The sequence below is a fragment of the uncultured Bacteroides sp. genome, from assembly GCF_947632445.1.
GTDB lineage: Bacteria > Bacteroidota > Bacteroidia > Bacteroidales > Bacteroidaceae > Bacteroides.
Genome location: NZ_CANRPM010000032.1, coordinates 1 through 14,107, shown reverse-complemented (window position 1 = coordinate 14,107; position 14,107 = coordinate 1). Strand labels below are relative to the sequence as shown.

Here is a 14,107-nt window from a genome sequence, read left to right as displayed (position 1 = left end):
AACATTCCCGATTAGCTCTTGTAGTTGCGAGTCTGTACCTTGATGGCTTCATACACCAGCGGTTCTTTCAGCAATTCTGGAGCTTTGTCGTCGTTGCCCTGGTATTCCCAGCAAGCCACGTAGAAGAAGTTTTCGTCGTCGCGCTTGGCTTCGCCTTCTTCGGTCTGGTACTCTTCGCGGAAGTGGCCGCCGCACGATTCGTTGCGGTTCAGCGCATCGTAAGCGATGAGTTCGCCCATGGTGATGAAGTCGTTCAGGCGGATGGCCTTGTCGAGCTCTACGTTCATGCCTTCCTTGCTGCCCGGAATGAAGAGGTCGGTCTCAAACTCCTTGCGGATTTCTTTCAGCTTGGCCAGACCGGTCTGCAAGCCTTCGGCTGTACGGCCCATTCCCATGTATTCCCACATGACGTGCCCCAGTTCCTTGTGGATGGAGTCTACGGACTTCTTGCCCTTGATGTTCATCAGGTGGTCGATCTTGTCCTGAACGGCCTTTTCAGCTTCGGCAAATTCGGGCAGATCCGTCGAGAAGCGGGGAACGGTGATTTGGTCGGCCAAATAGTTCTGGATGGTGTAAGGCAATACGAAGTAACCGTCGGCCAGACCCTGCATCAGGGCGGAAGCACCCAGACGGTTGGCGCCGTGGTCGGAGAAGTTGCATTCGCCGATGGCGAACAGGCCCTTGATGGAGGTCATCAGTTCGTAGTCTACCCAGATGCCGCCCATGGTGTAGTGGATGGCCGGATAGATCATCATCGGGTTCTCGTAGGGCGATACGTCGGTGATTTCTTCGTACATGTCGAAGAGGTTGCCGTAGCGCTGTGCCACTACATCCTTGCCTAAGCGGTTAATGGCTTCGGAGAAGTCGAGGAACACGGCCAAGCCGGTGTTGTTCACGCCGTAGCCCTTGTCGCAACGCTCCTTGGCGGCACGACTGGCCACATCGCGCGGAACGAGGTTACCGAAGGCCGGATAGCGGCGCTCCAGATAGTAGTCGCGGTTTTCTTCGGGGATGTCTTTGCCCTGCAGGGTACCTTCCTGCAGCTTCTTGGCGTCTTCCAGTTTCTTCGGAACCCAGATACGGCCGTCGTTACGCAAGGATTCGGACATCAAAGTCAGCTTAGACTGCTTGTCGCCGTGTACAGGGATACAAGTCGGGTGGATCTGTACGTAGGCCGGATTGGCAAACCAGGCACCCTTGCGGTAGCAGGCCATTGCGGCCGAGCAGTTGCATGCCATAGCGTTGGTCGAGAGGAAGTACGTGTTTCCGTAACCGCCGGTAGCGATGACTACGGCGTGGGCGGCGAAGCGCTCCAACTTGCCGGTTACCAGGTTCTTGGCGATGATGCCGCGGGCACGTCCGTCGATGATGACGATGTCTTCCATTTCATAGCGGGTATAGAGTTTGACGGTTCCGGCATTTACCTGACGGCTCAGTGCGGAATAGGCACCCAGCAGTAGCTGCTGGCCTGTCTGCCCCTTGGCGTAGAACGTGCGTGATACCTGTGCGCCGCCGAAAGAACGGTTGGCCAGCGTACCGCCGTATTCGCGTGCGAAGGGAACGCCCTGTGCCACACACTGGTCGATGATGTTGTTCGACACTTCAGCCAAGCGGTACACGTTGGCTTCGCGGGCACGGTAGTCACCGCCCTTTACGGTGTCGTAGAACAGACGGTATATGGAGTCGCCGTCGTTCTGATAGTTCTTGGCTGCATTGATACCTCCCTGTGCGGCGATGGAGTGTGCGCGGCGCGGAGAGTCCTGAATGCAGAAGTTGAATACCCTGAAACCCATTTCGCCCAGCGAGGCGGCAGCACTGGCACCGGCCAGGCCTGTACCTACCACGATGATGTCCAAGCGACGCTTGTTGGCGGGGTTTACTAATTTCTGATGGGCTTTATAGTTCGTCCATTTTTCGGCTACCGGTCCTTCCGGTATTCTTGAATCTATCTTGGTCATAATGAATTTACGATTTAGTCATTTACAATCTGCAAATTTGCAAGCTACGCGTTTTACATCAGCGATTTGATGAAGAACACCACCACTACTAAGGCGAAGCAGAGCACCACGATGGTAGAGTAGATGTTGGAGATGCACTGCCAGCGGCTGATCCAAGTCTTGTTGTTCCAGCCCAATGTCTGCATGGAGCTCCAGAAGCCGTGAGTCAGGTGGAACCACAGGGCGCCCAGCCAGATGAGGTACAGAACGACGAACACCGGATTGGAGAACGTGTTCTCGATGTGATAAACGCCGTTGGTGGCGTAAGCCAGCGTCAGTGTGTCGGTGGGCAGACCCATGTTGTGCATCAGTTCGGGCAGCTGCATCTTCGACCAGAAGTCCATCAAGTGCAGGCCCAGGCCTATGATGACGATGATGCCCAAGACGAGCATGTTCTGTGATGCCCATTCCACTTCTTTGCGTCGCTCCGTTACGGCGTAGCGTTCTGTACCGCGTGCCTTGCGGTTCTGCATCGTCAGCCAGAAGGCGAAGACGAGGTGGATGACAAACAAGGCGGCCAGTCCGACTGTCGCCACCAGTGCGTACCAGTTCGCTCCCAGGAACTCACAAACCATGTTGTAGCCCTCGGCTGAAATGAGCGCAACAAGGTTCATCGCCATGTGAAACGTCAGAAACAGGACAAGGGCGATGCCGGTAACGCTCATCACCACTTTCCTTCCTACAGATGAATTACTTAACCACATAGATGATTGAATTTAAGTTATTAAATAGTTGTAAATAGTTTCCTTGATGATATTCTTTTGCAAAAATAGAGGAAATACCTTGATTTAGCAAGGGATTAAAGAAATATTTCCGTAATCTGTCGGACACAAGTTTGCAGCCGGTAAGGAAGGCGGCTTGCCGGCATGCAGGAAAAGCGGCTCGGATTGGCAAGTGTCTGGATTTTGCTTTATCTTTGGCGCGGAATTTAAGCGTATGTGATATGAAGAGACTCTTTTTGGGAATGATGGCTGTTTGGCTGGCCTCTGCCTTGTGGGCGCAGAACTGGGATATCGACTTGTTGCACAAGGTGAACGGCTGGGATGGCCGGTTTGTCCGTAATTATAATAAGGTAATATCGCGGTCGGAGTCCTACGTGGCCTTCGGCGTACCCGTAGCCATGATTGTAGCCGGCTGGCTCCGGCAGGATGAGAACTTGCAGAAGGATGCCCTCTACGTGGGTACCAGCGTGGCGGGTGCCTTTGTGGTGGCTTATGGGATGAAGTATCTGGCAGACCGCGAGCGTCCCTACGACCGTTGGCCCGGCCGGGTGCACGCTTACAGTCGCGGAGACAGTCCCTCTTTTCCGTCGGGACATACGACGACGGCTTTCGCCTTGGCTACGTCCTTGAGCATCACCTATCCCAAGTGGTATGTCATCGCCCCTTCGGCCCTGTGGGCCTGTTCAGTAGGCGTGATGCGCATGAACGAAGGAGTTCATTACCCGTCGGACGTGCTGGCGGGCGCCGTTGTCGGTGCCGGCTGTGCTGTGGTCAATGTCTATGTGAACCGTTGGCTGAACAAGTGGCTGTTCGGTGAGCGGCGGCCTGCCGCCCGGCGTTAAAACGGGTACTTCCCTTCCCGTAGCACCTTCAATGCCTGCTTCACGCTCTCGTTCGTGGTGTTCATCACCTGGTAGTATTCGTTCATGTCCCACAGATCGCGGGCAATGAGAGCCTTGAGCTGCGTGCGGACGAGGGGCAGGGCGCGGTTGTACTGCTCTTCGTCGAACTCGATTTTCTCCTTGTCCGCTGCCGAACGGATGTCGGCCATGAAGGCCTCGTCTATCTTGAACTTGTCATCGAAGGCGCGGAACGTCTTGTATTTCTTTTTCAGTTCTTCGCGATGTCGTTCGATGTAGCTCGTAGTGGCCTTGATGATAATGCCCCCGGCCGCAATCCGGCGGTGCCAGTCGGTGTAGAGTGTGGTGTCTATCGGAACGAAGAAGTCTGGCATGATACCGCCTCCGCCATAAACGGTGCGGCCGAGGCGCAGCGTGCGGTACTTCAGCGAGTCGGGGAAGTGGATGCTGTCGGCGTGCATCAGTTCGCCATGCTCGAAGCGGTCGGACAAGTCTTTGGCATAGGCTTCCTGCATGTCGTCGCCCTTGCCGTTGTAGGGCTTCTGGATGCAGCGCCCTGAGGGCGTGTAGTAGCGGGCGACGGTGAGGCGTATCATGGAGCCGTCAGGCAGGTCGATGGGCCGCTGTACAAGCCCCTTGCCGAAGGTGCGGCGGCCGACGACGACCCCGCGATCCCAGTCCTGTATGGCGCCGGTCACGATTTCACTGGCCGAGGCCGAATATTCGTCCACCAGTACCACTAACCGCCCTTCGCGGAAGGCGCCGTTGCCTTTGGCGGTAAACTCCGCCCGGCGCGAAGCCCTTCCTTCGGTGTAGACAATCAGTTCCTTCTGCTCCAGAAACTCGTTGGCCAAGTCGATGGCAGCGTTCAGATACCCTCCGCCGTTGCCTTGCAGGTCAAGGATGAGATCCTGCATGCCCTGTCGCCGGAGCTTCTCCAATGCCTTGGCGAACTCTTCGGCCGTAGTGGCGGCGAAGCGGTTGACACGGATGTAGCCCGTGCGGTCGTCTATCATGTAAGAGGCGTCGAGGCTGAAGAGCGGGATCTTGTCGCGGAGGACGTCGAACCGGAGCGGGCCGTCCACACCGCGACGTACTACGGTGAGCCTTACCCGTGTATCCTTGGGCCCCCGCAGGCGCTTCATAATGTCTTCGGTGCTCATCTTGACCCCGGCAATAAGGGTATCGTCGACGGTGGTTATGCGGTCACCGGCCAAGATGCCGGCTTTCTCCGAAGGGCCGCCGCTGACGGGCTGTATGACGAGGAGCGTGTCTTCAATCATCTGGAACTGGATGCCGATGCCTTCGAAGTTGCCTTGCAGAGGCTCGTTCATCTTTTTCACTTCTTCGGGGTTGTTGTAGGTGGAGTGTGGGTCGAGGTGTTCGAGCATGCCGACGATGGCATCTTCTGCCAGCTTGGCCTCGTCCACAGAGTCGACATAGAGGCGGTTGATGGCAAATTCGGCCAGCTGCAACTTGCGCAGGGGGCTTTCGTTGGCTTTCTGCCCTGCGGCCTGGGCCGCATAGAGAAGGGCGAATAAAAGGAGCAGTTGTATTTTCTTCATCAGGGTTGGCGGTTAGTTGTTGGAATGTATTTTCATGCCGTCGGGCAGGAACATGCTGACATCCTTCCCGTAGCCTATCAGTTCGCGGACAATCGTGGAGCTGACGCAGGAAAGTTCCGGTTCGGTGAAGAGAAGGATAGTCTCGATGCCGGTCAGTTTGCGGTTGATGTCGGCAATGGTTTCTTCGTATTCGAAGTCCTTGACAGTCCGAATGCCTCGGATGATGAGGTTGGCCCCCACCTGGCGGGCAAAGTCGATGGTCAGGTTGTCGTATGCCTGTACGCTGACGCGGGGTTCGTCTTTATACAGGTCGCGGATCATGGCTTCGCGCTCGGCAATGGGGAAGTGGGTGTTCTTGTTGTCGTTGATACCGATGCCGATGACTATTTCGTCGATGAATGTCAGCGCACGTCTCACTACGGAGCAGTGCCCGACCGTAAAGGGATCGAAAGTCCCCGGAAAGATTGCTTTGGTCATAACTGGATATATTCGGGTTTTTAGGCGGAAGCAGGTATCGGAAGCGGAAGCGATGCTTGAGACTCAGTTTACCCTGTCTTCTTCGATTACCAGATTGTCTATAATGAAACTTTGCCGCTCCATCGTGTTCTTGCCCATATAGAATTCGAGCAGCTCTTTGACAAGGTCGGTCTTGCGGAGGCTGACCTGTTCCAGGCGCATGTCCTTGCCGATGAAGTGGCGGAACTCGTCAGGCGATATTTCCCCCAATCCCTTGAAGCGGGTGATTTCGGGGTTCGGCCCCAATTCTTCGATGGATTTCAGGCGTTCGTCCTCGGTGTAGCAATAGTTCGTCGTCTTCTTGTTGCGCACGCGGAAAAGGGGCGTTTGCAGGATATAGACATGACCCTTTTTGATGAGGTCGGGGAAGAATTGCAGGAAGAAAGTGATGATGAGCAGCCGGATGTGCATGCCGTCCACATCGGCATCGGTGGCTACGATAACCTTGTTGTAGCGTAGCCCGTCCAGTCCGTCTTCGATGTTGAGGGCCGCCTGTAGCAGGTTGAACTCCTCGTTTTCGTAGACGACCTTCTTCGTCAGGCCGTAGGAGTTGAGCGGCTTTCCGCGAAGGGAGAAGACGGCTTGTGTGTTCACGTCGCGGCTCTTCGTGATGGAGCCGCTGGCCGAGTCGCCCTCGGTGATGAAGATGCACGAGTCGGCTTCCTGCTCTTTCCCCTTGCCGTCGTTCAGGTGATAGCGGCAGTCGCGCAGTTTGCGGTTGTGCAGGTTGGCCTTCTTGGCACGTTCGCGGGCCAGCTTGGTGACGCCGGCAATCGCCTTGCGCTCTCTTTCGGAGTCTTGTATCTTCTGGAGCAGGATGTCGGCTACGAGGGGGTTCTTGTGCAGGAAGTTGTCTGCCTCGGTTTTGATGAAGTCGCCCACAAACTTGTTTACCGTAGGGCCTGCGGGGGTGCCTTCCTGCGGGTTGGCGGGCCACATGTTGTTCGAGCCGAGCTTGGTCTTGGTCTGGCTTTCAAACATGGGCTCTTCCACGTCGATGGCAATGGCGGCCACCAGTCCGTTCCGTATGTCGGCGTAGTCCTGGTTCTTGTTGTAGAACTCCTTGATGGTGCGGGCAAGGTGTTCCTTCAGGGCGCTCTGGTGCGTGCCGCCCTGTGTGGTGTGCTGCCCGTTGACGAAAGAGTAGTATTCTTCGCCGTACTGGTTGGTGTGGGTGAAGGCTATCTCGATGTCCTTGCCCTTCAGGTGAACGATGTCGTAGAGGCCTTCGCTGGTCATGTTGTCTTTCAGCAGGTCTTCCAGTCCGTGGCGTGAGACGATGCGCTGTCCGTTGTAGACAAAGGTCAGTCCGGTGTTCAGGTACGTATAGTTGCGCAGCAGCGTTTCCACAAACGGGTTCTGGAAGCTGTAGTTGGCGAACAGTGTGTTGTCCGGTTCGAAGAAGATGTACGTGCCCGTTTCCTCCTGCGAGTCTTCGGTCGTGTCGCTCAGCAGGACGCCCCGCTCGAATACCGCCCGGCGCACTTTGCTTTCGCGGTAGCTGCTTACTTCGAAGCGGCTGCTCAGGGCGTTCACCGCCTTGATGCCCACACCGTTCAGGCCGACGCTCTTCTTGAAAGCCTTGGAGTCGTACTTGCCGCCGGTGTTCAGTTTGCTGACCGCGTCGATGAGCTTGCCCTGCGGAATGCCCCGGCCGTAGTCGCGGACACTGACGCGTAGACCGTCTTCGATGGTCACCTCGATTTTCTTGCCGGCTCCCATCTTGAATTCGTCGATCGAGTTGTCCATCACCTCTTTCAGCAGCACGTAGATGCCGTCGTCGCTTTGCGAGCCGTCGCCCAGGCGGCCGATGTACATTCCTGAGCGGACGCGGATATGCTCCATGTCGTCCAGGTGGCGTATGTTGTCGTCGGTATATGCCGCCGGCTGTTCGGCAAGCGGCAGGCTGTTCTCTTTCTCTTCTTCCATAATTCTCGTACAGGTTTTAATGCGCAAAAATAACGTTTCTGCCGGAATAGTCGGTAGGGTCGGGTCGTTTTTTATTCAAAAATAGCATTCTTTCTGCCGTTATTAGGCATCTTTGCAATATCATTCTCCATAGCTGTACGTCTTTTGTTCTTAAACCCCATTCGATGTGAAATCGGGGCGGCGCCTTTGTTTTTATGCAAGCAGATATTACTTTTGCACAAAATATAAAATTCCGTTATATGAAGAGTATTTGTTTTATTTGTCGTTGGAGCCTTTGCCTCCTGTTGCTGTTTCTTGTGGGATGTACTGCCAAAAAGGTCGAGACGGGAGACTTTCATGTCATTCCCCTTCCGCAGGAGATTGTAGAAGAAAAAGATGCGTCTCCCTTTGTCATCACCGCATCGACAACCATCTGTTATCCGGCGGAGAATGCGAAGATGGAGCGCACGGCCCGCTTCCTGGCTTCGTACATAAGGGAGATGACCGGACTGGAATTGAAAGTCACCGCTTCGCCCGGCAGGAACCGGATTCAACTGGCGTTGGACGAAAGCATAGCCGACAAGGAAGGTTATGAAATACAGGTGACGCAAGACGGCATCACCCTGAAGGGAGCAACGGAGGCCGCTGTGTTCTATGGCATACAGACCCTTCAGAAGGCCCTGCCCATCACGGGAGGCGAAGCGCTGGCCTCCCTGCCCGCCTGTGTGGTGAAGGACTATCCCCGCTTCGGCTACCGGGGCTTCATGGTAGATGTGGGCCGTCACTTCTTCCCCGTAGCCTATCTGAAGGAAATCATCGACATGCTGGCCCTGCACAACATCAACTACTTCCACTGGCACCTGAGCGACGACCAGGGGTGGCGCATCGAAATCAAGAAGTATCCCCGGCTGACGGAAGTCGGCTCGTACCGCAAGGAGACCATTACCGCGCCCGGTTCGGAGGAGTACGACGGAGTGCCCGTCAGCGGTTTCTATACGCAGGAGGAAGCCAGGGAGATTGTACGCTATGCAGCCGAGCGTTTCATCACGGTTGTTCCCGAAATAGATATGCCGGGCCACATGATGGCGGCGCTGGCTTCCTATCCCGAACTGGGATGTACGGGCGGCCCCTACGAGATGCCGACCCGCTTTGGCGTGTTTGAGGAAGTGCTTTGCGGAGGCAGCGAGCAGACGCTCCGGTTTGCCAAGGACGTACTGAGTGAGATTATGGACATCTTCCCTTCCGAATATATCCATATAGGAGGAGACGAATGTCCCAAGACCCGTTGGAGGGAGTGCCCCAAGTGTCAGGCCAAGATCCGCGAGCTGGGTCTGAAGTCCACGCCCGAACATACGAAGGAGAACCGGCTCCAGGCTTATTTCATGGGCGAAGTGGAGAAGGTCATCCATGAACGCGGACGCAAGATGATGGGATGGGACGAAATACTCGAAGGCAATCCGGCCAAGACAGCCACCGTCATGGCATGGACGGGAGTGAAGGCCGGCATCAAGTCGGCGCAGCTGCAACACAAGACCGTCATCTGCCCCATCAGCCACCTGTACTTCAGCAATCCGGGGTATAACCGCCTGAAGGGAGTGGCCAGCGTGGCCCGCGTCTACAACTTCGAGCCTGTGGCCGACGTACTGACTCCCGAAGAGCGGCAGAACATCATCGGCACCCAGGGGTGCATCTGGACGGAGTGGACCAAAGACAGCGTGAAGATGGAGTGGCAGATGATGCCCCGCATCGCCGCCCTGAGCGAATTGCAATGGGCCGAACCCGACAGGAAGAACCTGGACGGTTTCCTGAAGCGGCTGCGCCACCAGTTGGACATCTATACGCTGAAAGGCTATCACTACAAGCAGGACATCGAGGACGTGGCAATAGACATCAGTCCCGGAGAAGAAGGGCAGGCGACGGTTACGTTGAGCACCTTCGACAATGCCCCCGTCTACTACACTACGGACGGCACGCTCCCTACGAGTTCGTCACAATGCTACGAAGGGCCTTTTGCCGCCGACCGGAGTGCCTGCATCAAGGCGGTGGCCATACGCAGCGGACGGGAAAGCGGCATCACCGAAAGGAACCTGCAAGACGACTGACCCCCTTATCCGATTTCCTTCGTAAACGCCCGCCGCCGCTTGTGCTGCTCGGTGCGGAAGTATTCCCACTGTGCCTGTACTTTTCCGTTCAGTTCCAGTTCGAGATTGCTTTCGGCATATTCGAAGCCCAGCTGCTGGTAGACGGGGATGAGGTCGGCGAAGAGCAGGGCATTGACCCCCTTGTTCTGGTATTCGGGTTTCACGGCCACGAGCAGCAGGTCGAGCATCCGGGCGCGGCGTTTGAAGAACAGGGCCTTAAGCAGGTGGTACCAGCCGAAAGGCAGCAGCCGTCCGTGCGACTTCTGCAACGCCTCCGAGAGCGAGGGCATGGAGATGCCGACGGCCACGAGCCGGTCGTCGCGGTCGGTGACGAGGGTCACCATGCGCAGGTCGAGAATGGGGAGATACATCCTGACGTACTGGTCTATCTGCCGCTGCGTCAGGGCGGAGTAGCCGTAGAGGGGCGTGTAGGCCTCGTTGATAAGTTCGAAGATGGCCTGCCCGTAGTCGCGGGCAATCTTCCGTCCCGACGTGTATTTCTTGATTTTCAGCTCGTACTTCCGCCGGATGAGGTCGGCGATGCGGCGGTACTTTTCGGGAATGGCGTCGGGGACGAATATCTTGTACTCCACCCAGTCGACATCCTTCACGAAGCCCAGCCGCTCGATGTGGCGGGGATAGTAGGGATAGTTGTAGAGGGTGGCCATCGTGCCCAGCTGGTCGAAGCCCTCCACCAGCATCCCTTCGGCATCCATGTCGGTGAAGCCCAGCGGGCCGGTGATGCGGGTCATGCCGCGCTCCCTGCCCCACTGCTCTACGGTGCGTATCAGGGCTTCGGACACTTCGTCGTCGTCGGTGAAGTCTATCCAGCCGAAGCGGACTTCCTGCTTGTTCCACGTCCGGTTGGCACGGTGGTTGATGATGGCGGCCACGCGCCCCACGAGCCGTCCGTCCCGATAGGCCAGGAAGTAGTCGGCATCGCAGAACTCGAAGGCGGCGTTCTTCTTCCGGTTGAACGTGTTCAGCATGTCGTCGTACAGGTCGGGTACGGAGTAGGGGTTTCGCTTGTAAAGCTCGTAGTTGAAGCGGATGAAGCGTTTCAGCTCCCGCCGGGTGGTAACTTTCTTGATTGTAACAGCCATGTCTTCAGGTCTTTTCTTGGGGGGCAAAGATAATGTTTTTTTCGGGAAGAAACGAGGAACGCGACAAATTCTCAGCCGGCATGGCAGACGAGCCACGCCGTGTAGCCCACGTAGTAGGCCACGAGCACGCTGCCCTCGATGCGTGTGATGGTGCGGCGGCCGAAGAACACGCCGAACAGCCACAACAGTACGGCCGACGCCGCCAGTACCGCCAGGTCCGAGTGGCGGATGCCCGTCAGGTGCAGGGGCGTCACCGCGGCCGAGCAGCCCAGCACGAGGAAGATGTTGAACAGGTTGCTGCCCACCACGTTGCCGATGGCTATCTCCGGGTTCCGCTTCAGCGCGGCCACGATGCTGGTGGCCAGTTCAGGCAGCGACGTGCCTCCCGCCACAAGGGTCAGGCCGATGACCGACTCGCCGACGCCCAGCGAGCGCGCCAGTCCGCACGCCCCGTCCACAAACAGCTGTCCGCCCCCGATAAGCCCTGCCAGTCCGCCCCCGATGCAGAGCGCCGCCCGCCACAGGGGCATCTCACGGATGGCCGTCCCCTCGTCCGGTTCCTCCGTCCGTCCGCTTCCGGCGATGGCAAACGTATAGCTCACGAAGACGGCCATGAAGCCGAGCAGGACAAGCCCGTCCGTCGTGCTCACCACGTTCTCCGCCGCCCCGTCCAGCACCGTGTCGCTGCCCATCGCCAGCAGCACCAGCGAGGCGAGGATGCAGAGCGGGATTTCCTTCAGCAGCGTGTTGCGCTGCACCACGATGGGCGCAAACAGGGCGGTGCAGCCCACAATCATCAGCGTGTTGAACAGGTTGCTGCCCACCACGTTGCCCACCGCCATGTCGGCGCTGCCCTTTACGGCCGACGACACGCTGACGGCCAGTTCGGGGGCCGACGTTCCGAAAGCCACGACCGTCAGGCCGATGACGATGTCCGGGATGCGGAACCGCTTCGCCGTCGCCGCCGCCCCGTCGGTCAGGGCATTGGCCCCCGCCAGAATGAGCACCAGGCCTACGATAAGGAAAAGTATATCCATCCTAAATCCTCCGATTAAAAGTTTCACGCTGCAAAGATAAAAAATAATGATAAAAACAGCACACGTTTCGGATATTTTTCCTATATTTGCCTTCGACGGAAAAAGGTGCTCCGAACCCCCGCCAGACGGTGTTCTGAAGGGGGTCTAATCGATCCTCCGTATCGATCATCATCGATCTTCCGTATCGATCATCATCGATCTTCCGTATCGATCATCATCGATCCCCCGTATCGATCAACGTCGATCTTCCGTATCGACAGAAGCCGATGTTCCGAACCGAAAATGAGAGGTATTTTACCTTAGTAATAATTATATACATTAACCTTTTAAATTAAAATGCGATGATTGAATTTGAAATCAAATCGAGAGTGCTTACCATCGGTGAGCGAAAAGGGGGAACCGCGTATTACGCCAGTCCCAAGTCAAAACAGAAGCTGACGAACCGGCTGCTCGTAGAACGCATCGTCCGCGAGACCTCCCTCTCCGAGGGCGACGTGAAGAACGCCCTCATCAGCCTGAGCAATGTAGTGTGTGAAGCCCTTCAGATGGGTATGAGTGTCGACCTTGCCGAACTGGGCAGCCTCCGCCTCGTCGTAAACTCGAAGATGATGGAGACGCCCGAACAGGTGACGGTAAAGGATGCGTTGAAGGCTCCGAAAATCTCCTTCACGCCCAAGCAGAAGATGCGCGACGCCGCAAGCAACGTGGAACTGAGCATCGACCGCAACAAGCCCGTCTCCTCCGGCGATACGGACGGTGACGGCGGTGGCGACGACGACGGCGGCAGTCCGCTGTAAAGAGAGAGATGTCCGGGGCGGAAAGCTGTCACACCCTGCCGCAGCGCAGGAGGGCTTTCCGCCCGTCGTTCAGTGTGGTGGCGAAGAGATAGACCGTTCCCCCTTCGCTCAGCTTGAACCTCTTGCGCAGCTCGGCCACCGTAGCGGGGAAGTTGCGCACCGTCAGGTTGGCTTTCCGCACGCCGCCCAGCAGCTCCTGCACCTCGCGCCTGCCGAAGCCGCACCAGCCTTCGACACGGAATCTGCGGCCGGGGAAGCGGGGCAGCAGGACGTCGGAAGTATAGAGATGGCTGCTGGCGTGCAGCTTTTCCACCTTATATATATAAGAAAGGTGTCGGAACGCGCCGGCCTTGAGCAGCGAGGCATTCGGCTCGTAGAGATAGGCGCGGGGACGGTCGGCATAGCGGCACGGGGCTTCCTGCTCTTCGCGGCGGGTGAAGGTGAAGGCCTCGTCGTCGGCAGCAAGGTTGACGCACCGGACGGGCACATCGTCCGCCTGCGGGACTTCCCCTCCGGCCAGCACCAACAGCAGCTCCTTGCATTCGCCCGCCACCGCGACGACATGGGCGGCGGCGACGTGTCCCAGCGTGTGCAGCGCCTGTGTCAGGTCGAGCATGGGCGACAGCTTCACCATCACCCGGCCGGCCTTCTCCAACAACAGCGGTTCGAGGGCGGCGGCATCGGGTTCGCAGTCACCGATGGCGACAGTCTTGCCGCCGTGTCCGTCTCGTCGGGCCGGATCCAGGTAGATAAGGTCGACAGGCTCCATCCGTTTCAAATAATCCGTACAGTCCGCATGGACGACGCGGGCCGACGCCAGCCCCAGCAGGGGGAAGTTATGGCGGGCCGTCGCGCACAACGCTTCCTGCCGCTCCACGTAGGTGGCCTGCGCGAAGTGCGGCGCCAGAAAGGAGAAGTCGATGCCGAAGCCTCCCGTCAGGTCGGCGAGGCTTCCGTGTGGTGCGCTGCCTTCTGCCGCGAGCGTCGCCTTGTAGCGTGCCGCCTCCTCCGACGAACATTGCTCCAGGGCGAGCCGGGGCGGGTAGAGGATGCCCTCCTCAGCGGCCCACGTCGGCACCTTCGTCTCGGCCGTCTGCCGGCCTGCAATCTGTGTCAGGGCCTCCCGCATGTCCACGTCGGGGTATCGGTCTGCCTGCAAGGCCAGTGTCCGCACGTCGTCGTGTCGGTGCCCGGCTATAAATCGGAGAGTGGCTTCGGTCGGTGTCATAGGCTGTCTTTCTTCCATGCTGCGCGCAAAGGTACGGTTTATTCTTCATAGATGGAAGCGGAGAACAAAGTGTTGTTAAAACCACCGCAAAAATGCAAAGTGAAGGATGCCTCTCCCGGAAAGAAGCAGTCTTGTCTTGGGGAGAACTCTCCCTCTCGACGCTACATTTTTTACGTCATCTTGCAGGAAAAATATGGATAGAATAACCGGCTAAACCGGTATTTCTCTTCATA

General features: G+C 57.4%; 11 protein-coding genes. 3 read left to right on the top strand and 8 right to left on the bottom strand.

Features of this window, described 5'->3' with window-relative positions:
- Positions 1–11 precede the first annotated feature (11 nt).
- A complete protein-coding gene (locus Q0Z70_RS07900) occupies positions 12–1,958 on the bottom strand; it encodes a fumarate reductase/succinate dehydrogenase flavoprotein subunit (protein ID WP_298073551.1) in 1,947 nt (648 codons plus the stop codon).
- Positions 1,959–2,011: 53 nt separating this feature from the next.
- Positions 2,012–2,701, bottom strand: a complete 690-nt coding sequence (locus tag Q0Z70_RS07895; protein ID WP_298073550.1) for a succinate dehydrogenase/fumarate reductase cytochrome b subunit — start codon at positions 2,699–2,701, stop codon at positions 2,012–2,014.
- 239 nt (positions 2,702–2,940) lie between these two features.
- Between Q0Z70_RS07895 and Q0Z70_RS07890 the strand changes: the two genes are divergently transcribed.
- Entirely contained in the window at positions 2,941–3,561 is a 621-nt protein-coding gene (locus Q0Z70_RS07890; RefSeq protein WP_298073549.1) for a phosphatase PAP2 family protein, read from the top strand.
- Here Q0Z70_RS07890 and Q0Z70_RS07885 read toward each other — a convergent pair.
- The 3 genes from Q0Z70_RS07885 to Q0Z70_RS07875 all read right to left on the bottom strand — a co-directional run bounded on the left by Q0Z70_RS07885 (position 3,558) and on the right by Q0Z70_RS07875 (position 7,589).
- Positions 3,558–5,144, bottom strand: coding sequence for a S41 family peptidase (locus Q0Z70_RS07885; protein WP_298073548.1), 1,587 nt, complete (start codon positions 5,142–5,144; stop codon positions 3,558–3,560). The two genes, Q0Z70_RS07890 and Q0Z70_RS07885, sit on opposite strands and share 4 nt — an antisense overlap.
- Positions 5,145–5,156: 12 nt before the next feature.
- Positions 5,157–5,621, bottom strand: a complete 465-nt coding sequence (gene coaD, locus Q0Z70_RS07880; protein ID WP_298073547.1) for a pantetheine-phosphate adenylyltransferase — start codon at positions 5,619–5,621, stop codon at positions 5,157–5,159.
- A gap of 63 nt (positions 5,622–5,684) precedes the next feature.
- Positions 5,685–7,589: a DNA topoisomerase IV subunit B gene (locus Q0Z70_RS07875; protein WP_298073546.1), complete on the bottom strand. Its 1,905-nt coding sequence runs from the start codon at positions 7,587–7,589 to the stop codon at positions 5,685–5,687.
- A gap of 239 nt (positions 7,590–7,828) precedes the next feature.
- On the opposite strand from Q0Z70_RS07875, the gene Q0Z70_RS07870 reads away from it, so the two are divergent.
- Entirely contained in the window at positions 7,829–9,670 is a 1,842-nt protein-coding gene (locus tag Q0Z70_RS07870) for a family 20 glycosylhydrolase (RefSeq protein ID WP_298073545.1), read from the top strand.
- 5 nt (positions 9,671–9,675) lie between these two features.
- Here Q0Z70_RS07870 and Q0Z70_RS07865 read toward each other — a convergent pair whose 3' ends face one another.
- Together Q0Z70_RS07865 and Q0Z70_RS07860 are read right to left on the bottom strand one after the other, a co-directional pair.
- The gene (locus tag Q0Z70_RS07865; RefSeq protein ID WP_298073544.1) at positions 9,676–10,812 is read right to left on the bottom strand and encodes an N-acetyltransferase; all 1,137 of its coding nucleotides are present in this window, start codon (positions 10,810–10,812) and stop codon (positions 9,676–9,678) included.
- Positions 10,813–10,883: 71 nt separating this feature from the next.
- Positions 10,884–11,849, bottom strand: coding sequence for a calcium/sodium antiporter (locus Q0Z70_RS07860; RefSeq protein ID WP_298073543.1), 966 nt, complete (start codon positions 11,847–11,849; stop codon positions 10,884–10,886).
- A gap of 341 nt (positions 11,850–12,190) precedes the next feature.
- Between Q0Z70_RS07860 and Q0Z70_RS07855 the strand changes: the two genes are divergently transcribed.
- The gene (locus Q0Z70_RS07855; RefSeq protein ID WP_298073542.1) at positions 12,191–12,646 is read left to right on the top strand and encodes an HU family DNA-binding protein; all 456 of its coding nucleotides are present in this window, start codon (positions 12,191–12,193) and stop codon (positions 12,644–12,646) included.
- A gap of 28 nt (positions 12,647–12,674) precedes the next feature.
- On the opposite strand, the gene Q0Z70_RS07850 is transcribed toward Q0Z70_RS07855, so the two are convergent.
- The gene (locus Q0Z70_RS07850; protein ID WP_298073541.1) at positions 12,675–13,874 is read right to left on the bottom strand and encodes a class I SAM-dependent methyltransferase; all 1,200 of its coding nucleotides are present in this window, start codon (positions 13,872–13,874) and stop codon (positions 12,675–12,677) included.
- Between the last annotated feature and the right edge of the window lie 233 nt (positions 13,875–14,107).